At 68.2% G+C, this 20,075-nt stretch carries 21 protein-coding genes, 1 tRNA gene and 1 pseudogene; 10 read left to right on the forward strand and 13 right to left on the reverse strand.

Annotation, left to right across the window (positions count from 1 at the left end; genetic code table 11):
* Positions 1 to 2: 2 nt before the first annotated feature.
* The 4 genes from BJ982_RS07385 to BJ982_RS07400 all read right to left on the reverse strand — a co-directional run bounded on the left by BJ982_RS07385 (position 3) and on the right by BJ982_RS07400 (position 3,302).
* On the reverse strand, positions 3 to 830 hold the full coding sequence (locus tag BJ982_RS07385) for an MBL fold metallo-hydrolase (protein WP_184877771.1): 828 nt from the start codon (positions 828 to 830) through the stop codon (positions 3 to 5).
* 75 nt (positions 831 to 905) lie between these two features.
* A complete protein-coding gene (pcaG, locus tag BJ982_RS07390; protein ID WP_184877772.1) occupies positions 906 to 1,418 on the reverse strand; it encodes a protocatechuate 3,4-dioxygenase subunit alpha in 513 nt (170 codons plus the stop codon).
* A complete protein-coding gene (gene pcaH, locus BJ982_RS07395) occupies positions 1,418 to 2,086 on the reverse strand; it encodes a protocatechuate 3,4-dioxygenase subunit beta (RefSeq protein ID WP_184877773.1) in 669 nt (222 codons plus the stop codon). The genes pcaG and pcaH overlap by 1 nt, the downstream gene beginning before the upstream one ends.
* A gap of 43 nt (positions 2,087 to 2,129) precedes the next feature.
* A complete protein-coding gene (locus BJ982_RS07400; RefSeq protein ID WP_184877775.1) occupies positions 2,130 to 3,302 on the reverse strand; it encodes a 4-hydroxybenzoate 3-monooxygenase in 1,173 nt (390 codons plus the stop codon).
* 164 nt (positions 3,303 to 3,466) lie between these two features.
* On the opposite strand from BJ982_RS07400, the gene BJ982_RS07405 reads away from it, so the two are divergent.
* Positions 3,467 to 4,234 carry an IclR family transcriptional regulator gene (locus BJ982_RS07405; RefSeq protein WP_184877776.1) on the forward strand — a complete coding sequence of 256 codons (768 nt, stop codon included), beginning with the start codon at positions 3,467 to 3,469 and terminating at the stop codon, positions 4,232 to 4,234.
* A 95-nt stretch (positions 4,235 to 4,329) separates the two neighbouring features.
* On the forward strand, positions 4,330 to 4,722 hold the full coding sequence (locus tag BJ982_RS07410; RefSeq protein WP_184877777.1) for a DUF3224 domain-containing protein: 393 nt from the start codon (positions 4,330 to 4,332) through the stop codon (positions 4,720 to 4,722).
* On the opposite strand, the gene BJ982_RS07415 is transcribed toward BJ982_RS07410, so the two are convergent.
* On the reverse strand, positions 4,707 to 5,720 hold the full coding sequence (locus tag BJ982_RS07415; protein ID WP_184877778.1) for a helix-turn-helix transcriptional regulator: 1,014 nt from the start codon (positions 5,718 to 5,720) through the stop codon (positions 4,707 to 4,709). The genes BJ982_RS07410 and BJ982_RS07415 overlap by 16 nt on opposite strands.
* A gap of 43 nt (positions 5,721 to 5,763) precedes the next feature.
* Between BJ982_RS07415 and BJ982_RS07420 the strand changes: the two genes are divergently transcribed.
* The 4 genes from BJ982_RS07420 to BJ982_RS07430 all read left to right on the forward strand — a co-directional run bounded on the left by BJ982_RS07420 (position 5,764) and on the right by BJ982_RS07430 (position 7,529).
* Positions 5,764 to 6,240, forward strand: coding sequence for a hypothetical protein (locus BJ982_RS07420; RefSeq protein ID WP_184877779.1), 477 nt, complete (start codon positions 5,764 to 5,766; stop codon positions 6,238 to 6,240).
* Between the two features lie 294 nt (positions 6,241 to 6,534).
* Entirely contained in the window at positions 6,535 to 6,654 is a 120-nt protein-coding gene (locus BJ982_RS38450; protein ID WP_211264163.1) for a DLW-39 family protein, read from the forward strand.
* A 60-nt stretch (positions 6,655 to 6,714) separates the two neighbouring features.
* Positions 6,715 to 7,440: an HAD family hydrolase gene (locus tag BJ982_RS07425; RefSeq protein WP_184877780.1), complete on the forward strand. Its 726-nt coding sequence runs from the start codon at positions 6,715 to 6,717 to the stop codon at positions 7,438 to 7,440.
* 16 nt (positions 7,441 to 7,456) lie between these two features.
* A tRNA-Ala gene (locus BJ982_RS07430) sits at positions 7,457 to 7,529 on the forward strand.
* 224 nt (positions 7,530 to 7,753) lie between these two features.
* Here the strand turns inward: BJ982_RS07430 and BJ982_RS07435 are convergent.
* On the reverse strand, positions 7,754 to 7,936 hold the full coding sequence (locus tag BJ982_RS07435; protein WP_184877781.1) for a hypothetical protein: 183 nt from the start codon (positions 7,934 to 7,936) through the stop codon (positions 7,754 to 7,756).
* Between the two features lie 342 nt (positions 7,937 to 8,278).
* Positions 8,279 to 8,527 (reverse strand): PIN domain-containing protein, encoded by a 249-nt coding sequence (locus BJ982_RS07440; RefSeq protein WP_239122955.1) that lies wholly within the window; start codon positions 8,525 to 8,527, stop codon positions 8,279 to 8,281.
* Between the two features lie 272 nt (positions 8,528 to 8,799).
* Here BJ982_RS07440 and BJ982_RS07445 point away from each other — a divergent pair, with 272 nt between their 5' ends.
* The 4 genes and pseudogenes from BJ982_RS07445 to BJ982_RS38455 all read left to right on the forward strand — a co-directional run.
* Positions 8,800 to 9,744 (forward strand): RNA polymerase sigma-70 factor, encoded by a 945-nt coding sequence (locus BJ982_RS07445; protein ID WP_184877782.1) that lies wholly within the window; start codon positions 8,800 to 8,802, stop codon positions 9,742 to 9,744.
* A 92-nt stretch (positions 9,745 to 9,836) separates the two neighbouring features.
* A complete protein-coding gene (locus tag BJ982_RS07450; protein ID WP_184877784.1) occupies positions 9,837 to 11,033 on the forward strand; it encodes an NAD(P)/FAD-dependent oxidoreductase in 1,197 nt (398 codons plus the stop codon).
* Between the two features lie 863 nt (positions 11,034 to 11,896).
* Positions 11,897 to 12,100, forward strand: a complete 204-nt coding sequence (locus tag BJ982_RS07455) for a cold-shock protein (RefSeq protein ID WP_049562746.1) — start codon at positions 11,897 to 11,899, stop codon at positions 12,098 to 12,100.
* Between the two features lie 523 nt (positions 12,101 to 12,623).
* A pseudogene (locus BJ982_RS38455) lies at positions 12,624 to 12,749 on the forward strand (DEAD/DEAH box helicase); the annotation flags it as partial.
* Between the two features lie 298 nt (positions 12,750 to 13,047).
* On the opposite strand, the gene BJ982_RS39065 reads toward BJ982_RS38455, so the two are convergent.
* The 6 genes from BJ982_RS39065 to BJ982_RS07490 form a co-directional block, all read right to left on the reverse strand.
* Positions 13,048 to 13,338: a MerR family transcriptional regulator gene (locus BJ982_RS39065; RefSeq protein WP_239122966.1), complete on the reverse strand. Its 291-nt coding sequence runs from the start codon at positions 13,336 to 13,338 to the stop codon at positions 13,048 to 13,050.
* A 1,056-nt stretch (positions 13,339 to 14,394) separates the two neighbouring features.
* A complete protein-coding gene (locus tag BJ982_RS07470) occupies positions 14,395 to 15,084 on the reverse strand; it encodes a DUF6461 domain-containing protein (protein WP_184877786.1) in 690 nt (229 codons plus the stop codon).
* 59 nt (positions 15,085 to 15,143) lie between these two features.
* On the reverse strand, positions 15,144 to 15,647 hold the full coding sequence (gene soxR / locus BJ982_RS07475; protein ID WP_184877788.1) for a redox-sensitive transcriptional activator SoxR: 504 nt from the start codon (positions 15,645 to 15,647) through the stop codon (positions 15,144 to 15,146).
* Positions 15,648 to 15,685: 38 nt separating this feature from the next.
* Positions 15,686 to 17,176 carry an MFS transporter gene (locus tag BJ982_RS07480; protein WP_203959052.1) on the reverse strand — a complete coding sequence of 497 codons (1,491 nt, stop codon included), beginning with the start codon at positions 17,174 to 17,176 and terminating at the stop codon, positions 15,686 to 15,688.
* Between the two features lie 286 nt (positions 17,177 to 17,462).
* Positions 17,463 to 17,969, reverse strand: a complete 507-nt coding sequence (locus BJ982_RS07485) for a hypothetical protein (RefSeq protein WP_184877790.1) — start codon at positions 17,967 to 17,969, stop codon at positions 17,463 to 17,465.
* A gap of 491 nt (positions 17,970 to 18,460) precedes the next feature.
* Complete coding sequence (locus tag BJ982_RS07490; protein WP_184877792.1) at positions 18,461 to 19,339, reverse strand: DUF4190 domain-containing protein; 879 nt, start codon at positions 19,337 to 19,339, stop codon at positions 18,461 to 18,463.
* Positions 19,340 to 20,075: the final 736 nt, after the last annotated feature.

A 20,075-nucleotide genomic window follows, 5' to 3' on the forward strand; every position in this document is an offset into this window, starting at 1 on the left:
GTTCAGTAGGCGCCGTACCCGGCCGGGTGGCCGATGACGTGGTAGGTCTCGCCGCGGGCGATGTACCGGACGCGGTCCGACAGCCCGAGCATGTCGACGTGCCCGCGGAAGTCGTCCAGGTCGGAGGCGAACGCCTCGTAGTCGTCGTAGTGGATCGGCAGGGTGACGCCGGCCCCCATGAGCCGGACCCAGCGCGCCCCCTGGTCGCCGTCCATGGTGGTCATCAGCACCCCGAGGATCGTCGTGCCGCCCAGGTGGACGAGCGCGACGTCGATCTCGGGGAACCGCTGCGGGATCTCGGCCAGGCGGTCGTACAGCAGCGTGTCGCCGCTGATGTGCATGCGCAGGCGCACGTCGCCGTCCCGGCCGAACTGCAGCATGCTGCCCATCACCGGGGGCACCAGCATCCGCGCCGCCGCCGGTGCGTGACGGCCGGGCAGGGCGGTGATCCTCAGCGTGGAGTCCCCGCGGCGCAGGATGCTGTTCTGCCAGGTGTGCAGGCCCGTGGCGTTGCGGAAGCCCTTGCGGCGCAACCGCGTGGCCGCGTGCGGCGTCGTGATGATCGGCAGGCTCTTGTCCAGCCCCTCGGTGGCGTACCGGTCCCAGTGGTCGCCGTGCAGATGGGACAGGACGACCGCGTCGAGCGGCGGAAGCTGGACGATCCCGATCGCCGGGTTCGTCCGGCGGCGCGTGCTGATGCCCCAGCCGAGATACGCCCGCTGGCCGCGGTGCAGGAAGCTCGGGTCGGTCAGCACGGTGAAATCCATGCACCGGATCACGGTGGTGGCGTTTCCGACGAAGAAGACGCTCGCCTCGGCAGGATCGGACATCACAATCCCCCTGTCTCCTGATATTTCAGGTTAAGCACACCGAGGCGGCGGCTCCGGATCCGGGGGACCCGCCGCTCAGGCGCCCAGGAAGACCGTCTCCTTCTCCCCTTGCAGGTGCACGTCGAACTCGTAGACGTTCTCGGACCGCTCGCGGGCGATCAGCGTCGCCTTGCGCGCGGGCTCCAGCATGTCCAGCAGCGGGTCGGGTTCATCGCGCAGGTAGATCCGCGTCAACACCGGCCGCAGCAGGCCCCGCGCGAACACCAGCAGCGCCATGTACGCCCCGTCCGGCCGTACCGTCCGGAAATGGTAAAAACCTTCCGGCGTGGTGGCGCACCGCCCGAAGCCGGACGTCCCCACCCCCTTGCGCCGCAGGGCGCCGCGCGGGCCCGAGGTGCCCGTCCACAGCTCCAGCAGCGCGTCCGGCAGCGGCTCCCCCGCGCCGTCCAGCACCCGTCCCCTGATCTCGATGGCGCCCGGGTGCGTCTCGGAGACCAGCTCCCAGTCCTGGTCATAGGGGAGCGCGTGGGCGAAGAACGGGCCCACGGTCTGCGAGGGCGTCACATGCGCCGTGCTGGTCTCGTACATCACGCCTCCATGGGGGTACGGCCGAGGACGATGTCGAACTGGTAGCCGAGCGCCCACTCCGGCTCGGTGAGGTCCAGGTCGAACCGGGACACGAGCCGCTGCCGCGCCGCGTCGTCCGGGATGGACTGGAAGATCGGGTCGAAGGGGAAGAGCGGGTCGCCGGGGAAGTACATCTGCGTGACCAGCCGCTGCGTGAACGCCGTCCCGAACACCGAGAAGTGGATGTGCGCGGGACGCCAGGCGTTGTGGTGGTTGCGCCACGGGTAGGCGCCCGGCTTGATCGTGACGAACCGGTACCGCCCCTCGTGGTCGGTCATGCACCGCCCGGCCCCGGTGAAGTTCGGGTCCAGCGGGGCGGGGTGCTGGTCGCCCTTGTGCGCGTACCGGCCCGCCGCGTTCGCCTGCCAGACCTCGACCAGCGTGCCGGCGACCGGGCGGCCGCCTGAGTCCACGACCCGGCCGGTGACGATGATGCGCTCCCCGATCGGCTCGCCCGCGTGCTGGCGGGTGAGGTCGTGGTCAAGCGGGGCGACCTCCTCGTGCCCGAAGACCGGCCCGGTGAGCTCGATCGCGTCGGGCCCGAGCTTCGGCATGACGAGCGGGTGCGCGGGCGCCCGCAGGATCGTGCTGCGGTACGCGGGGCTGAGGTACGGGGGATGGATGTTCAATGCGTGTTCCTTCGCGGATTCGGTGCGGTGGGGCCCGCCGGGGTCAGTCGCCCGGCTCGTAGGGGAGGCCCACGTAGTTCTCGGCCAGCGTCCGGGCGGCCGCGTCGGACGAGGTCACGTACTCCAGGTGGGAGGTCTGCAGGCGCCGGGCGTAGGAGTCGTCGGTGTCGAAGGTGTGCAGCAGCGTCGTCATCCACCAGGAGAAGTGCTGCGCCCGCCACACCCGTCGCAGGCACGCCCGCGAGTACCCGTCCAGCAGGTCGGCCGAACCGGTCCCGTACCAGTGGGCCAGCGCCCGGGTCAGCACCCGCACGTCCGCGACGGCCAGGTTGAGGCCCTTGGCGCCCGTCGGCGGCACGATGTGCGCGGCGTCCCCGGCGAGGAAGAGGCGGCCGTACTGCATGGGCTCGGCCACGAAGCCGCGCATGGGGGTCACGCCCTTGTCGAGGATCTCGCCCGTGGTCAGCGTGAAGCCCGGCACCGTCTCCAGCCGGGTCCTCAGCTCGTCCCAGACGCGGTCGTCCGGCCACGCCGCGAGGTCCTCGTCCGGGGAGACCTGGAGGTAGAACCTGCTGATCTCGGGGGAGCGCATGCTGTGCAGGGCGAAGCCCCGCTCGGTCCTCGCGTAGATCAGCTCGTCGGCGGACGGCCGCACCTTGGCGAGGACGCCGAGCCACGCGAAGGGGTACTCGCGCTCGTACGTGGTCAGCACACCCGGGGGGATGGACGGCCGTGAGACGCCGTGGAAGCCGTCGCAGCCCACGATGAAGTCGCAGTCGAGCCGCTCGCCGCCGAAGGTGAGGTACGGCCGGTCGGAGTCGATGTCGTGCAGGGCCACGTCGTCCACCTCGAACCGCACGTCGCCGCCGGCGGCGAGGCGTGCCGCGATGAGGTCCTTGACGATCTCCTGCTGCCCGTACACGGTGATCACGTGGCCGGGGACCAGCTTCTCGAAGGCGATGCGGTGCCCGGCGCCGCCGAACCTCAGCTCGATGCCCTCGTGGGGAAGGCCCTCGCGCAGCAGCCTCTCGCCCACGCCCGCCTCCACGAGCGTGTCCGTGGTCCCCTGCTCCAGCACCCCCGCGCGCACCCGCTTCTCGGCGTAGTCGCGGCTGCGCAGTTCCAGCACCACGGACTCGATGCCCTGAAGGTGGAGCAGATGGGAGAGCAGGAGACCGGCCGGACCCGCCCCGACGATCCCCACCTGTGTTCGCATACAGGGAAGCATCCGGGCGAAGGGGCCCGGTCACGAGCTTCCGGTTCCGCTCAGTGGAAACTAGAGGCAAAATATCCACAGCATGTGGACGACGACCTGTGGACGCATCAGGGCAGGTGAGACTGCCGGCCCTGCTGGTTTCACGCATAGGAAAGGGGGCTGACGTGGCGGGCGGGTCTCGCGAACCCGGACGCTCGGTGACATCCCGGGTGCTGGCCATCCTGCGCGCCTTCGACGGCGACCACCTCGGCCTCACGCTGAGTGAGATCTCCCGGCGCAGCGGCGTCGCCCTGACCACCACCCACCGCCTGGTCGGCGAGCTGGAGGCGTCCCAGGCCCTCACCCGCGCCCAGGACGGCCGCTACCGCATCGGCCTGCGCCTGTGGGAGATCGGCCACCTCGCCGCGGGACGTCTGCCCGAGATCGCCCACCCATGGCTCCAGGAGGTCTACGCGACCACGGGAGAGAACGTCCACCTCGCCGTCCGCGACGGGCTCGACGTGCTCTATGTGGACAAGGTCCACGGCCGCCGCGCCGTGCCGATCGTCTCCCGCACCGGCACGCGCCTGCCCATGCACCCCACCGGCGTCGGCAAGGCCCTGCTGGCGCACGAGGCCGGCTGGTTCATCACCTCCTACCTCGAACGCAGGCTGGAACGGCCCACCCCGCACACCATCATCGAACCCGGGCGTCTGGCCCGCGAGCTGGCCTCGGTGCGCTCCCAGGGGTACGCCTTCACCTACGAGGAGATGTCGCTCGGATCCTGTTCGGCCGCGGCGCCCATAATCGTGGACGGCCGCCCGATCGCCGCCCTCGGCATCGTGCTCGCCTCCCGCCGGGCGCGCGAGCTGCCCCACATGGTCGACCCCCTGCGCGCCAGCGCCGCCCAGATCGCCCGCGCGTACGGCAAGGACTCGCCGTTCGTCACCTGACCGCCCGGGCGGCCGAATCTCGCGGCGTACCTGTCACAGGCTGTCAGCCTCACCGGCCAGGATGGACGGCACGTCCACCAGCGAGGAGAACCGCCATGCCACGTGCCGAGGGCACTTTCGCCATAGACAGCTGGGAGCCCCAGACCTACGACGAGCGTGAGGGGGCCACCCTCAGCCGGGTGCGCGTCACCAAGACGTTCCACGGCGGCCTGGAAGGCGCCAGCAGCACCGACATCCTGACCGCGGTCGCCCAGGTGGAGACCTCGGCCGCCTACGGCGGGTTCGAGCGCTTCACCGGCACCCTCCACGGGCGCCAGGGCACCTTCGTCCTGCACCACACCGCCACCAGCGCCGGCGACCGGCAGACGCTGCACTGGACCGTGCTGCCGGACTCGGGCACCGGCGAGCTCAAGGGCATCACGGGGGGCGGCGGCATCGTCAACGACGGCGGCGCGCACTCCTACCACCTCGACTACGAGCTCGGCTGACCTGCCGGCGACAGCGCCAGGTACATCCCGGCCAGCTCGCGCGCCGTCGCCTCCAGCCGGTCGCGCAGCTCGCACGGCGCCAGCACCTCGACCTGGGACCCGAGCTTCATGAACTCGGTCTCGGCGTGGTCGAGCGACTCGATGGGCACCACGGCCGTCACCCAGCCGTCGCCGTCCCGGCCCGCCCCCGACGGCGTCGCGGTCCTGTCCACGGCCTCGGCCACCGCGCTGCTCATCACCTCGCGCAGGCGCCTGCGCCCCTTGGGAGACAGACGTATCGTCGCCTCGCCCTGGTAGAGCCTGCTCCGGAACTCCACGAGGAAGGACCTCCAGTAGGCCGCCAGGTCGAAGTCGCACGGCCGCTCGAACGTCTCGTCCAGCACCTCAAGCTCCTGCACATGGTGCACCCGGTACGTCCTGACGTGCTCGCCGCGCCGCGCCACCAGGTACCACTTGCCGCCCTTGAGCACGATCGCGTACGGGTCGAGCAGGCGGACGACCTCGGCGGGCTCCCTCCAGCGGCGGTAGCGCACCTGGATGCGGCGCTGGTTCCACACGGCGTCGGCGATGGGGGCCAGGTGCGGCGAGCGGTCGCCGTCGTAGTACCAGCCGTGCGCGTCCAGGTGGAACCGCTCCTGGATGCGCGCCGCCCGATCCCGCAGCTCCGGCGGTAGCGCCGCCTGCAGCTTGAGCTGCGCCGCGGCGACCACGGCGCCGAGCCCCAGCTCGGCGGCCGGCCCCGGCATGCCCGCCATGAAGAGCGCCTCGGCCTCCTCGCTGGTGAGGCCGGTCAGCCGGGTACGGTAGCCGTCCAGGAGCTGGTAACCCCCGGCGGGCCCGGCGTCCCCGTACAGCGGTACACCCGCGGCGTGCAGCGACTCGACGTCGCGGTAGATCGTGCGGACCGACACCTCCAGCAGGTCGGCGAGCTGTCGTGCGGTCAGCCTGCCGCGCGCCTGAAGCAGCAGAAGGATGGAAAGCAGCCGGCTCGCGCGCATTCACTGACAATACGTGTCAGTGTGCCGCTCGTACCGTCCAATCGTGCCTTTCACCGAGAAGTTCCTTCGTGTCCCGGGGACGATCGGCGTCGACGGACGCCACGTCAAGCGTTACCACGTCAGCACCCTCGACACCGAGATAGAGCCGGAGGTCCAGCGGGCGGCGTACGCCTTCCTGCCCCGCCTGCTGCCCGGCCCCGACGACACGCCGCCCGCCGCCTTCGCCGTCCTGCACCGGGGGAGCGGCACGGCCTGCTACCTCAACGCCTACACCTGGGTCTGGGACAACGTGCTCGAATGCCACACGGCCGCCGCCGGAGTGCCCTTCCTCGGCTGCGACGACACCGACCCCACCCACTTCAAGGAGCTCGCCAGGCCGTGGATCGGCTGCGTGTGGGAGCTGCCGCCCCTGGAACACGAGCGGGCCGCCTGGGTACGGCACATGCTCGCCCCGGACGCGCCCCTCCTCCCCGCCTACCTGGCCGACACGCTCCCGGAGGGCCGGGTCGGCGGCGGCTGAGATATGTGCAGACGGCTGATTGTCCGCTATCAGACGAAACTTGCGGCGTGAGATATCTCGACACGGTAGTTCGTGGCTGTAGTGCCTGATCAGCGGCTTGACGGACACTTACCTCAAGGCCCTGACCTCCTTACGGATGTCGGGAAGCCCGGGCCGTATCGCAAGATTGTGGATAACCGCTTTCCGGGCGGTCCGGGGAGGGAGCCGATCCCTTGCTAGGCTGCAAGCATCTATTAGGAACCCGGCGTCGTCTCATCCCCTGCTGATGGGACCGTTGAGAAGTGGGGTCACACCGTGAAGAAGCTGCTCGTTCTCGCGCTCGTTGCCCTCGGGGGGCTGCTCGTCTGGCGCAAGGTTCAGGCCGACCGCGCCGAGCTGGACCTGTGGACCGAGGCCACCGGCAGCGAGAACTGATCATTCCTGGTCGCCCGTGCGGGTGCGTTGATGGTTCTAGGTCACGTCGGAGGTGACGGCATGACGAGCGCCTCACCCATCAAACTGGCCTGCCTCGATCTGGCCGGCACCACCATCGGTGACGTCGCCATGGTGGAGCGGGCGTTCGCCGAGGCGATCGCCACTCAGGGCATAGTCCCCGGGACCGGGGCGTACGCGCGTGCCATGGTGCACGTGCACCGGTCCCGGGGCTGCCCCAAGATAGAGGTCTTCCGCGGCATCTTCCCCGGCAACGAGGCCCAGGCGCAGGCGGCCAACCTGACGTTCGAACGTTCCTACGAGGACGCCATCGAGCGCGCGGGGCTCTACCCCGTCCCCGGCACCGTCGAGGCCCTGGAGAAGCTCCGCGCCGCCGACGTCAAGATCTGCCTCATCACCGGCTTCAGCCGGGGCACCCTCGGCCGCGTGCTCAACGCCATCGGCTGGATGGACAAGGTCGACCTCGCCCTGTGCCCCCAGGACGCCGGCCGCGGCCGCCCCTGGCCCGACATGGTGCTCACCGCCATGCTCCGCCTCCGCATCGACGACGTCCGCCAGGTCGCCGTCGCCGGCGACTCCGAGAGCGACATGCTCAGCGGCAGCCGCGCGGGCGCCTCCATCGTCGCCGGCGTCCTCACCGGCGTCCACAGCCGCGAACGCCTCCTCCACGGCGGCGCCACCACCATCATCGACTCCATCGCCGACTTCCCCACCTTGATCCTCAACAGCCACCAAACCCCCGCACCAGTAGCCACCTCCGCCCGGTAGGCTGTCCCAAGTACAAGGGGCCTTAGCTCAGCTGGCAGAGCGCCTGCTTTGCAAGCAGGATGTCAGGAGTTCGAATCTCCTAGGCTCCACCCCAGGTAATGGCCACTTCCATGATCGGGAAGTGGCCATTACGATCTTGAATCGTGTCAAAGGCTTGCGACGCCGAACGAGCCTGTGCTGAGTTACCACCAGCCGGTGTACACCTAGGTGGTGGAGATTCGATCTTTGATCGAAGGAGCCGCTACGGTCACTACGGACGGGCTCCAGGCTGGAGAATGGGCGCTTAGTGACACCCGTACGGGTATGACCATGGTCAGATGGGAGACGTGGCGCACTCGGCGACGCGGGCAGCGAGCTCGTGGAACGCCACGGGGGTGGGAATGATGGTCCGCGGTCGCGCCAGCGACACCCGCGCCTGAGTGCCCAATGCCGTGTCCAGCGCCGAGGTCGGTGTGACGTAAAACTCGCAGTCGGCGGCCGCCTCGGAGTCGAGCATCGTGATGTCCGTTCTATTGGGTGGGTAGGTCACCTGCTTGCCTGGAGATAGTGGCGGTCAGTTGGCCAAACCGGATCGGCATCGCCAGGGAGGCGCAGGAGGCCGCACAAGGCGACACGCTGCCAGGTTGAGTTGAGCACGATCATTTGAGGCCCTTGCTCGCACAGGACTGCGGGGACCCAGACATTCACCTGTCTGAGCTTGTCGACAGCCATTGGCTGGTCGAGAGGTTGCCTCTCGCCTGGGGCTCCGGCGTGCTACGCCGTGTTTCCCTTGTCAGAGGCCGACCGAAAAGGTCGGCTGTAATTCGCCGCTGGGCGTCCTTCATGCGTTCATACGTGCTCAGCGTGGCCGTGTGACCGGGACCACGGTGAGCAGGTGGTCCAGGCCTTTGAAATCCTTCGCGTTGCAGGTGTACAGGGGGAGCCGGTTCGTGATCGACACGCAGGCGATCATCAGGTCCGCTGTTCGGGGGCGGGGTTTGCGGCCGGAGGCGATGACGGCGGTCCACAGTTGGCCGTACTCACGGGCGGCGGTGTCGTCGAAGGGCAGGGGGTCGAACTCGGCTTCGGCCGTCTGCAGGATCTTCATCCGCTGGGCGAGTTCCTACCCCCCGGTGGCCACCAGCACGCCGACCGACAGTTCTGCGGTGGTGATGGCGCTGATCATCATCTCGTCCGGTAGCTCGGCGGGGTCGATTCCGGCACGCAAAATGAGGATGTTGGTAGGTACGGGGCAGCGTCTCCTCTCGGATGGCGTTGCTCAATGCAGCCTGTCGCGTCCCGCGCGAAGTCCCTGCCCGGGTGAACGGCGGCCGCCCCATCGCGGCGGCTGATTCGCGCCGCGCGGGCTAGGCTCGGGCCATGCCATCGACCGTGAACGACGTCGAGCGGTTCGAGGCCTCCAGGGCGCGACTGGAGGCCATTGCATACCGTCTCCTCGGCTCCGCCGCGGAGGCCGAGGACGCCGTGCAGGAGACGTTCCTGCGCTGGCAGGCCGCCGATGTCGACCGCATCGAGGTCCCCGAGGCATGGTTGACGAAGGTTCTCACCAACCTGTGCCTCAACCAGCTCGCCTCCGCGCGAGCGCGCCGCGAGACCTATGTGGGCCAATGGCTTCCCGAGCCGCTGCTCGCCGGGGACCCGATGCTCGGCCCGGCCGACACCGTCGAGCAGCGCGAATCGGTCTCGTACGCGGTCCTCACCCTCATGGAGCGCCTTTCGCCGAACGAGCGGGCGGTGTACATGCTGCGGGAGGCATTCGACTACCCGCACCGGGAGATCGCCGACATCCTCGACACCACCGAGGCCGCCAGCCAGCAGCTCTTCCACCGGGCCAAGAAGCACATCGCGGACGGCAAGGTCCGCAGCGAAGTCGACGATGCCGCCGCCCGGCGGATCGTCGAGGAGTTCCTGGCGGCCGCCACCACCGGCCGGACCGAGCCGCTCGTGCGCCTGCTCACCGAGGACGCCATCTCGATCGGCGACGGCGGTGGGAAGGTCCCGGCCCGCGCCAAGGCGTTCGAGGGCGCCATCGCGGTCGCGAAGTTCCTGTGGGGCCTGTTCAAACCCGGAGAGGCCAAGCGCGCCTTGGTCGGCGGCTCGCCCGAGGTCTACGCCTGGACCGCCAACGGCGAGCCGGCCGTCGTGGTCGCCATGGACGGCCGGGTCGTCGGCGTCATGTGTCTGGAGGTCACCACCGAGGGCATCGCCGCGGTCCGCAACCAGGTCAACCCCGACAAGCTCGAACGCGCGACCGCGCAGTGGGCGGCCGCCGACCACGGGCAGCCCCTGTTCAACGCCTTCTGAGCGCTATGTGAGGTGCTTCACATCGCGTTCCTGTCAGGAAACGGCGGGCCGCTCGGTTCAAGTGGCGAACCCGCCCAGGAAGGAGCAAGGAGATGCAGCACCGCATCATCGTCCTCGGAGCCGGATACGCCGGAGCCATCGCCGCCGGTCGCCTCGCCAAGCGGCTCCGCCGCGAGGACGTCGCCGTCATCCTCGTCAACGACGAGCCCGACTTCGTCGAACGCGTCCGCAACCACCAGCTCGCGGTCGGCCAGGACCTCAAGTCCCGGCCGTTCGAAGAGATGTTCGCGGGCACCGGCGTCGACATCAGGCTCGCGAAGGTCAGCGGCGTCGACGTCGACCGCAAGACCGTGGCGGTCGCCGACGCGAACGGCACCGAAGAACTCGCCTATGACACCCTCGTCTACGCCCTCGGCAGCGGCTGGAACCCCCAAGGCGTCCCCGGGACCGCCGAGCACGCCTATGAGATCGCCGGCCGCCCCGGAGCCCTCCGGCTGCGCGAGCGCCTGGCCCGCCTCGACGCCGGGCAGACCGTGGTCGTCGTAGGCGGCGGCCTCACCGGCCTGGAGGCCGCCACCGAGATCGCCGAGACCCGCCCGGACCTCGACGTCGCCCTCGCCGCCCGCGGTGGCCTCGGCGACTGGCTCTCACCCAAGGGCCGTGAGCACCTGGGCAAGGTCTTCGGCAAGCTCGGGATCACCGTGCACGAGCACGCCGCTGTCACCAGTGTCGAAGCCGACCACGTCGTCACCGCCGATGGCAAGGCCATCCCGGCCGCGGTCACCGTGTGGACCACCGGCTTCGCGGTCCACCCGATCGCGAAGGCGACCACCCTGGAGGTCACCGGCACCGGCCAGATCGTGGTCGACGAGACCATGCGCTCGGTCTCGCACCCGGACGTGTACGCCATCGGGGACGCGGCCATGGTGATGGGCCCCGGGGACAAGCCGCTGCGGATGTCGTGCGCCTCGGGAACTCCGACCGCGTGGCGGGCCGCCGACGCGATCGCGGCGCGCCTGACCGGCGGGAAGCTCCGGGACGCGCCGATCCGCTACTTCAACCAGTGCATCTCACTGGGCCGCAAGGAAGGCCTGATCCAGTACGTCACCGCCGACGACCGCGCCGTGCGGCCGGTCCTGACCGGACGGCTCGCCGCCGTCTACAAGGAGCTGATCTGCAAGGGCGCCGCGTGGAGCGTCGGTAACCCGACACTCGGGCTGCCGACCCGGCGCCGCCGCGTCACGCGGGAGCGCGTCGCGGAGGGCTCGGCCGCCAAGGCGCCGGCGTAGGCGTAGGCGTAGGCGTAGGCGTAGGCGAGAAGCGAAGCGCGTTCTCGACGCGAGGGCACCAGCTTCACTGTCGGTCCAGGCGGCGACTATATGTTGCGATGTCCGTGCCGGCGTTGGACGGCGGACGTTGTCCGCTCTGAGTCTGCCGGTTCCTGGCAGGCGGGGGTGTCGGATCGTTTAGAAGAAGTAGCGGTACTGGCCCCAGTCGTAGTGGCCGCGGTAGCCCTCGCCGACGCGCATGCGAAGTCGTCGTGGCGGTCCTCGCCGTGGCTGTAGCCGGACCAGATCTTGCCGAAGCCGTGCCGGCCGTGGGAGGTCTTGCTCATGGTGGGTGTTCTCCTGATGTGTGAGGGTCACGGCTCAGGGGGCCGGTGTGTTTCGTGCCACGCCCGATTTCGGACGCCAGAGCACCACGAACCGCTGTCCGGTCAACGGCCTGTCCAGGCGTCGCCCGTGTTCGCGGAGCGGGAGGGCGAGGGGCCGACGTCGTCGTACGGTGGCGCTCCCCGTCAGCTGCCGCTCGCCCGCGCGGTAGGGCGCCTCCTCGCTTTCACACAGTACGAACTGTCGCTCATTTCGCAGAATATTTGCTGCCGCGGATGCAGAAATAGGTGCGATGCGCGGTCAGGTTTCATGGTGTGTCCGACGAAACCCGAACCCTCGCTTTCTCTGCTGTGCGCTTCGTGGTACTGTCGATTCAGTTGCAGTTGTGGTTCCCAAAGACTTCAAGTGCCCTCATCGGCGTCCTCTGCCGGTGATGGCACTTTTGTATTGCCGGTGCTTTCCGGACGGGGTAATCATCGCGGCGACGCGAGGCTCGCACGGTGCGAGCTTTCCGGGCACTGCCCCGAAGGAGATGCAAAATGGCTACTGGCACAGTGAAGTGGTTCAACGCGGAAAAGGGCTTCGGCTTCATCGAGCAGGACGGTGGTGGCGCCGACGTCTTCGCCCACTACTCGAACATCGCCGCCCAGGGTTACCGCGAGCTCCAGGAAGGCCAGAAGGTGAGCTTCGACGTCACCCAGGGCCAGAAGGGGCCGCAGGCGGAGAACATCGTTCCCGCCTGACACTGAGCACTACGCAGATGGGGCCCGCGCCTTAGGGTGCGGGCCCCATCGCGTTGCTTCCATGGTGTCCGATGTGCCGTGCCGTCCGCGAACGGCGAGCGCGGCATGCCTGTTCTTCCACCGCGCAGCGGACGGACGACCGATGGCTCGGTCCGGACACGAGTCCGCTCCAGCCCTTCTGACCCGGTATCTCAGCCGCCGTTCTTCTCGGTGAAATGCCTACCATTCCGACGCGCTGGGCCAGGGCGTGTTCCGCCCGGCTCGATTCGTCTTTTCTTCGGCTCGTGCTCGCTATTCTTCGTGCCGCTCATCGCGCCGAGAATCACTTGATACGTGCCGCATCGAGGACGGTTCTGTATGAACCGTGCAACTCGTACGCACGACCGCTACCCCCCCGCCCGTACGGGCGGCTCTGCCGATCTCGGCAGGGGTGGCCGATCTGGCTCGCCGGCTCCGCGCCGTTCGGGCGCCCCCAGCCGTTCCGGTGGCCACGGGCGGCGTCCCGCCGCGCTTCATGGGGAGGCTGCCGAACTCCCTGGCCGGCCGGGACATCCTGGGGCGTGGGCGAACGGGATCAGGCAAGACTCTCGCCTTCGGCCTGGCCCTGCTCGTCCGCATCTCCGGACAGCGTGCCGAGTCGCGGCGGCCGCGCCGGTGAGTCCGGCAGCGTCGTCACCCTCGTCCTGCCGAACCAGCGTCGTGACGTGAGCCGGCTGATGGCCGACGCCGATATCGTCCCGCAGACCAGCCAAGTCCGCTCCGGCGAGGCCGAACTGCGACGTATCACGGGCGCCCAGGCTCCCTCCGGGATCCCCGTGACCATCACCGCACCGGTTGTGAAGCGTCGGGCGGGGCGGAGCGGCCGACGATCCTGGTAGCAGTGGTGACCGTCGGCGGACCAGGACGTCGAAGACGTCGATCGCCAGGTGAGACGCGCCGCACCGGCCCTAAGACGAGCGGCTGCCCGCGTTGCCGGATCGTCGGTCGCGGTCCTGCTGGAGTTCGGCGTTGATGCGCAGGGCTTCGGCGAGCTGGTCTTCCAGGATGATGATGCGGCAGGCGGCCTCCAGGGCGGTGCCCTGGTCGACCAGTTCCCGGGCGCGGGCGGCCAGGCGCAGTTGGTAGCGCGAGTAGCGGCGGTGGCCACCCTGCGAGCGCTGCGGCTCGATCAGTCTGGCGGCGCCCAGGCTGCGCAGGAACGCCGGGGTGACGCCGAGGATCTCGGCGGCCCGGCCCATGCTGTAGGCGGGGTAGTCCTCATCGTCGAACCGGTGATCGGAGATGTCGCTCGCCGTGGCCGGGCGTCCGTCAGTCCTTCCCGCAGTGTCGGTCTTGTCGGCCGGTTCAGCCTTGTCGGCGGTGTCTCGGAGCCTGAGCTCTGAGGGGACGGCCGACGCCATCGGTGCTTGATCCATATAACCTTCCCGTACGCCGAACAGGGCCCCGGCGCCATGATGCGCCGGGGCCCGCGAGGTTCAACACCATCTATCGGCTCTAGAGCCGATCTCTTCTTCCGCGTTGGCCGCCTGATGGGGGCGGGGACGCGGGGATCGCGTATGCGTGACCGTAGACCACCGTCCAATCCGTGGAGCCGCGGTACCCGTGCGGCGAACATCAACCGGCAACGGGCGATCCTGATGGCGTTCAACACTCCTTTCGCTATCTCTGTTTCTTCGACCTCATACTGCTGCGGCAGCGTGTCCACGGCCGGGACCCTTCACCTACACCGGCCCTGGCACATCCGACCTTCTGCCGTCTTTCTGCGTCCTCTTCGCTATCCACGCTCGTCCGGGCATTTCCTCATGATGCCTGGGTCCTGCTCTGCCCTCGTGGATCCGTTCCTTGCGATGCAGGAACTCTACCCTCATGGGGCACAGAAGTCTACTTCGCGTACTACAAATTTCCGGCTCCGGTGAAGCTAGGTTCGGCTTGACGTCATCTGGAGCAGGCCGGCCACGGTTTGCCCGACCCTGACGCCGGCAGCCCGGCCGGCACCCTTGACAACGCAGCCAGACCACGGGACGAGGCGCAAGCACCACCCCCCGCGGACTCACCCAAGACTGACCGACGACGGGCTCCCCTTCAGTCGGGACGGCCGGGGTAGAGATCGGCGACATGCGCTGTCACACACCGGAGCAGGACAAGTAGCTCTGTACGGTGTGACTGGCTCCCATTTGCAAGCAGGAAGTCAGGGGTTCGACTCCCCTAGGCTCCACCACCCAGAACGGTAGCCGCACCGCATGTCCTCCGCGCCGATCAACGCGCCGGCCACCCGGCACACCGCCCCAGTCGTTCTATGTCGATCGACGAGCGAAACCGCCCAACAGCGGCCCGTTCAACACCTCTTGGGTCAGGACGACGCGAGTCAACCGCACCGCGAGAAGGAGAGCTCCGTCCAGGGTCAGACGATCGACGTTCCCATCGTCATCCTGGTCTGCCCGAGGGTATTCGGGATCGAAGCCTACGGCCCTCATAGCGTCTACAAGACGATCCGGATCACTCCCGTAGCGCCATGCGGGGATCCGAGGGTCGAAGGTGGTCACTACCTTCCCGTCACGGGCGTACGTGAAGGCGTCGGCCGCGTAATCATTGCGTAGGACTGACACGGCTTCCGTCGCGGTAGACAAAGCCAGCAAGGCGTCAAGCTCTGCCGTTCGACAACCATTCCGCTCGATGAGCACGGTCCAGCCGCCTAACCGCCCGGCCAGAACCGTGTCGGGGAACAGCCCCTCGTCCATCAACTCTCGGTACGTGAGCGGGCGGATGCTCTCTTCGGTGGCACCGATGCGCCGAAGCGCCGAAGTCTCATCGAGCCCCCACACGAAGGTCAGGCACCACACATCACCCAGCTCGTAGCCCCCGGCCAGCCAGGCGACATCGGCATCCGTGATCTGAATATCCCCACGCCGCGCCACTTCCCATCCGCCTTCCTTCAGTACGTCGCCAAGGTAACGATCACCACCGACATTCGCGCTCACCACCACCCGATACTCCATTAGCGTGCCGTGGCTGTTCAGGCGGCCGTGCTCGTCCTGCCCGTGTGTCAGGAGCTGGACTCATCGCGTGGATGTGCCGTGGGGCGTTGAGAAGGAGAGGCGCTGGGCTTTTGGAGTCGGACCGGGCCGGGACCGTGGTCGCGTAGGGCGTCGTCGGGGTTCAGGAGGAGGCAGGCTTTCATGGAGAGGCAGCCGCAGCCGATGCAGCCGGTGAGTTCTTGCTCGAGGGTTTCGATGGCGCGTCGGCGTTCTTCCAACCGTTTCTTCCAGGCGCGGGAGAGTCGTTGCCAGTCCTGGTGGGTGGGGGCGTGGTCGCGGGGGAGGGTGGCGAAGAGGGCGGCGACGTCGGTCAGTGGGATGTGCAGGCGCTTGGCCACGATGAGCAGGGATATGCGGCGCAGCATGTGCCGGGAGTAGATGCGCTGGTTGCCGCTGCCGCGTTCGCTGAAGATCAGGCCCTTGCGTTCGTAGAAGTGCAGGGCGGAGGCGGACACGCCGGTCCGGCGGATGATCTCACCGATCGAGAGACGATCGTCCGGACTGGCGCGCACGGCATGTCTCCTTGCTGCGGGGAGGGGGGCAGGTGTGATCAGGCGGGGTGGCGGGAGCTTGCGGCGCCGCGGTGAATCAGGGCCGCCACGGCGATCGACAGCATCAGGCAGAGGAGTGCGACGCCGAGCTGGGTGAGATGCCAGGACCAGGTGAAGGCGTCCAGGTCGGCGGTGGCCTGGGCTCCGGGGGTGAGACGGCCGGCACTGACCGCGGCGGCGCGGTCCGGGTCGCCGAGCCTGGCCGCCAGCAGGCCGATGAGGGAGGCGCTGAACGCGGCGATCACCAGGGCCTCGGCCGCGCCGCGCAGGGTGTTGAGGAATCCGGCTGCCATGCCGACGGCGTCCGCCGGGACCAGAGCCATGGCCTGGCCGTCGGTGATGCCGAAGGACGCTCCCATGCCGACGCCGATCATCACCAGCGGCGCCGCGACGGCCGAGATCGCATGGTCGGCGTTGAGCGCGGTCAGCCACAGGTTGCCGGCCACGACCAGCGCCAGAGCGACCATGATCAGGAGGCGGGCCGAAATGCCCTTGTTCACCAGGGTCACCGCGACCAGGGGCATGACCAGGACAGGAGCGGTCAGCAGCAGCATGGCCGCCCCTGCGGCGGCCGGGGAGAGCCCGGCCGCCTGCAGGTAGGTGGGCAGGAAGACCAGGACGCCGAGGAACCCGATCGAGGTGGTCAGGGTCGCCAGGCTCCAGCCCAGGAAGCCGCGGTTGGCGACCAGGGAAGGCGCCAGCACGGGAGCGGCGCCGCGCCGTTGGACGACGCCGAAGCTCATCAAGGTGATCAGGCCGGCGAGCCCGGTGACCAGGATGACGGGGTGGGTCCAGCCGAGCGCGGGCGCTTCCAGGAGCGTGAACATGAGCAGTGTCAGCGCGGTGATGAACAGGACGCTGCCCGCCCAGTCGATCGGGCCGGCGCCGCTCGCGCGGGATTCGCGGGCACGGGTCGCGCCCAGGGCGACCAGCAGGCCGATGACGGTGAAGATCGCGAAGCTTCCCCGCCACCCGGTGGCCGTGATCAGCACGCCGGACAAGGTGGGGCCGACGGCGATGCCGATTCCCGCCATGGTCCCCATCAGGGCGAAGGCGCGGTTACGGGCCGCGCCGTGGTAGCTGGAGGCCAGGATGCCGCCGCCGGCCGCCATGATCCCGGCACATCCGGCGCCGGAGACGATGCGGGCGACGTCGGTGAGGAGGACGGCCGGGCTCAGTGCCGTGGCGAGAAACCCGGCCGCGAAGACCAGCGCCGCGAGGATGAACACCCGCCGTCGGCCGACCCGGTCGGCGGCCGAGCCGGCGACCAGGGTCATGGCAGCGAAGGCCAGGTTGTACCCGGCGACCACCCAGTTCAACGCCGACCCGGAGGGGTCCAGATCACGCCCCATGCTCGGCAGCGCGACCGCGGTCCCCGAGATGGACATCGCCGCCAGCACGACTCCGCCCAGGACCACCGGAAGCGTCAACGGTGAGGGCCGCTCCACCGCGGCCGGGTGTGGGGAGGGGTGTGTGGTCGTGCTGTCCATGCGGTTCGCCTTCTCTGGTCCCGAGGCTGACGACCAACAGCCCATCAGCTCAACCGAAGTTGAGGTCAAATGCCCAGGTCAGCGTCGTACTGGCATCAGATCAGCGCGACAGTGGCCGGAAAGAGCCCGCCGCTGCCCGTCGGCTCTGCAAGATCCTGGGCTTCGCCTTCGATGGCAGCAGGAAAACTACCGCGAAGTGGGCGGGCACATTTCCTTCATCCGCTTCATCCCGAGCCGGGCGGGCACGCGGACTGAGGGTGCGCGGTTCGCTCTCCGGCGGTACGCGTCAGCGGATTCGTCTCAGCCAGGTCGCGGCGGCGGCGTTCAGCGTCACGCCCCAGATCAGTAGGACGACGATCCATTGCGTCCACGTCAGCAGGGTCATCTGGCCGGAGAGGAGGTTTCGAACGGTGGCGTATGGGGTCAGCCAAGCTTGGGCGGGGTGGAGGGCCTCGACGCTGCTCAACAGCAGCCACAGGCCCATCGGGAACACGATGGTGCCGAGACACGCGACCACGGGCCGGCGCAGCAGCATACCCAGGCCGGTGCCGGTGAGCTGGGCGACGATCTGCACCAGCACGCTGCCTACGGCGACGGTCCCGGCGTTGAGCCACGGGGCTGTGCCTGATGGAGCGACTGCGAGCGTCACGGCACAGACCAAGATTCCATATATACCGACAGCGGCAGCCAGCAGCGTCGCCGCCAGCAAGTCCGGGATGAGCCGGGTGGTAGGAGGTCTCTTTCGCAGGTCGCCGGCCAACAGGACACCGAGGAACGGCACCGTGATCGACATCACACTCTGCACTGCCTCTGTGAGTGTGGCGAACGCATGCTCCGTGGGAGCGGCCGTCATGCGTAACCCGACGGCCGTCAACAGCCCCGCCAGCAGGGTGATCGCTAGCAACCACTGTCGGGGCCGTGTCCCGATGGAGCGCCGAAGCGCGGCGCTGGTCGCCTTACCTAAGCCGGTTCGCGCACTATCAGAGTTCACTGAGTTCCCTCTCCAAGGCTCGTCTCCTAGTCGATCTCTTCCGCAAGGATCTCGTGGGTGATCGATGAAGTCACCGACTTGACGGCGGCAACGGGGAGGACGAGGAGGACGGGGAGGATTCCGCTGGTCGGTGCCAGAAAGTCAGGGCTCGACTCCCCCGGGCTCCACTCCAGCTCAAAGGCCACCTCTCTCTGTGATGGAGAGGTGGCCTTGTGCCCGGCTATGCCGACGTGTGCCGTGTTCGACTGGCTTGGCGGGCCGAACGCGTCCCCGGGCTTTCGGTGTTCGAGCTCTTACGACTCCGAGTTCATCAACTCACTGTCTTTGACGAGGTACATGAAGGATCCGGCGGAGTTCTCGGCGCCGAACATGGAGATCACGACGGGTGTCGCCGTCTTCGGGATATCGAACACCAGCACCCTGGTGATCTTCTGACCTGGGTTGACGGTGTCGTACAGGCCTTTGCCGGTTTCCAGGTTCTGGCTGATCGTGGCTTCGGTGTCCACCGCGTATTGCTTGGCCTTCGCGTCCAGGAGCCCGGAGTCGGTGCCGTCGAACGTGGCCGGGCTATTGCCGGAGTTCTTCACCAGGATCCGCACGACCACGTAGGAGCCCTGGGCCCGGTGGCTGTCGATCGAGCTGCTGACGGTCTGCTCCCGGCTCACCGACATGACTCTCAACCGGAAAGGGGGCTCATTCGCGATCGCACCCAGCGCGAGCGGCTTCGGCGCCTGGCTCTTCGTCGCCTTCGGCATCGCCCCGGGAGAGGACAGTGTCTCGTTGAGCTGCGTGGCCGTGTCGCTCACGACGTTGACCGTGACGACCAGCCCCCATGTGGCCAGACCCATCGAGATGAGGCCGAGGATGGCGCCCGAGAGCGCGACCCCGCCGTTGGAGGCGATGCCTTTGCCGGCACGGCCGCGGCCCACGAAACCGAAGATCACGGCTAATAAGCCGAGCGTGCCGGCGATGAAGAATAACAGCGGGATCAGCCCCGTCAGCGTCCCGATGATTCCGAGGACGAGCGCGGCGATCCCTAGCCCGTTACGCATTGGCTGGTGGTGATGCCCGTGGCCCGGCGGCATCATCCCGTAGTCGGGAGGCGGCGGTGCGTACGCCTGTTGGTACCCCATGTTCGGCGCAGGCTGCTGCTGCTCGTACGGGTTGGACATCTGGAATCCCTCCGTAAGGCAAGTGATCGTGTCACCGCAGTGCGATTCCATCCCCCGTACAGACCCCATGCGATGTGTGGGGAAGATCGTAATGGCACGGTCCACTCGGCAGAGGCGACTTACCGGATTCCGTTTGGAAGTAGGAAGCCGGGGTTGGGCTTCCCTATGCCTCACCAGCCAGAACGCGTTGTCCCGCACAGAGGCGGCCAACTGTGTGGTCGGTCTGGTGTCGACGCGTCGAGAGTGATGGAGGTTTCCATCACGATTACGGCCGACCAGGACCAGGCCCAGGTCCATGATCTGCGCCGTTGGTCTCGTCCAGATGCCGGCGCAGAACACGGTTGTGGCCGGCCTCGAATCCCTGGAGGTGTAACGCAGGCCGACTGTGGCCGCCCGAGAGGGGCGACCACAGTCGGGTGTCTGGTCATGAGTTTTCTGAGGAGTGGGTGCTATCGCGTTGGAAAACGTCCCTGCTTGAACGCGAACTCGTTACAAGGAGGTTCGGTATCCGTCGTAAACGTATCCGTATCTGCTGTCCACTTGGAACTTCCACCACTGGTTTCCGGCGCTGCTGATGCAGGAGGCTATGATGATCTGGGGGGTGGAGATATAGGCGATCACGCTGCTGGAGCCGCTGTATGAGGAATGCACGGGTGTGTTGTCCTCGAAGCTCATCCACTGCGGTGTTATCGAGGAGCAGCCGGCGACCGAGCTCGCGTTCGCTGAATTGGTCGGG

The organism is Sphaerisporangium siamense (genome assembly GCF_014205275.1).
GTDB lineage: Bacteria > Actinomycetota > Actinomycetes > Streptosporangiales > Streptosporangiaceae > Sphaerisporangium > Sphaerisporangium siamense.

Excerpts from the sequence above, each read along its gene's own strand:
- BJ982_RS07385 (WP_184877771.1), bottom strand. The coding sequence starts at position 830 with ATGTCCGATCCTGCCGAGGCGAGCGTCTTCTTCGTCGGAAACGCCACC.
- pcaG (WP_184877772.1), bottom strand. The coding sequence starts at position 1,418 with ATGTACGAGACCAGCACGGCGCATGTGACGCCCTCGCAGACCGTGGGC.
- BJ982_RS07400 (WP_184877775.1), bottom strand. The coding sequence starts at position 3,302 with ATGCGAACACAGGTGGGGATCGTCGGGGCGGGTCCGGCCGGTCTCCTG.
- BJ982_RS07410 (WP_184877777.1), top strand. The coding sequence starts at position 4,330 with ATGCCACGTGCCGAGGGCACTTTCGCCATAGACAGCTGGGAGCCCCAG.
- BJ982_RS07415 (WP_184877778.1), bottom strand. The coding sequence starts at position 5,720 with ATGCGCGCGAGCCGGCTGCTTTCCATCCTTCTGCTGCTTCAGGCGCGC.
- BJ982_RS07425 (WP_184877780.1), top strand. The coding sequence starts at position 6,715 with ATGACGAGCGCCTCACCCATCAAACTGGCCTGCCTCGATCTGGCCGGC.
- BJ982_RS07435 (WP_184877781.1), bottom strand. The coding sequence starts at position 7,936 with ATGCTCGACTCCGAGGCGGCCGCCGACTGCGAGTTTTACGTCACACCG.
- BJ982_RS07440 (WP_239122955.1), bottom strand. The coding sequence starts at position 8,527 with ATGAAGATCCTGCAGACGGCCGAAGCCGAGTTCGACCCCCTGCCCTTC.
- BJ982_RS07445 (WP_184877782.1), top strand. The coding sequence starts at position 8,800 with ATGCCATCGACCGTGAACGACGTCGAGCGGTTCGAGGCCTCCAGGGCG.
- BJ982_RS07450 (WP_184877784.1), top strand. The coding sequence starts at position 9,837 with ATGCAGCACCGCATCATCGTCCTCGGAGCCGGATACGCCGGAGCCATC.
- BJ982_RS07455 (WP_049562746.1), top strand. The coding sequence starts at position 11,897 with ATGGCTACTGGCACAGTGAAGTGGTTCAACGCGGAAAAGGGCTTCGGC.
- BJ982_RS39065 (WP_239122966.1), bottom strand. The coding sequence starts at position 13,338 with ATGGGCCGGGCCGCCGAGATCCTCGGCGTCACCCCGGCGTTCCTGCGC.
- BJ982_RS07480 (WP_203959052.1), bottom strand. The coding sequence starts at position 17,176 with ATGGACAGCACGACCACACACCCCTCCCCACACCCGGCCGCGGTGGAG.
- BJ982_RS07485 (WP_184877790.1), bottom strand. The coding sequence starts at position 17,969 with ATGTCGATCACGGTGCCGTTCCTCGGTGTCCTGTTGGCCGGCGACCTG.
- BJ982_RS07490 (WP_184877792.1), bottom strand. The coding sequence starts at position 19,339 with ATGTCCAACCCGTACGAGCAGCAGCAGCCTGCGCCGAACATGGGGTAC.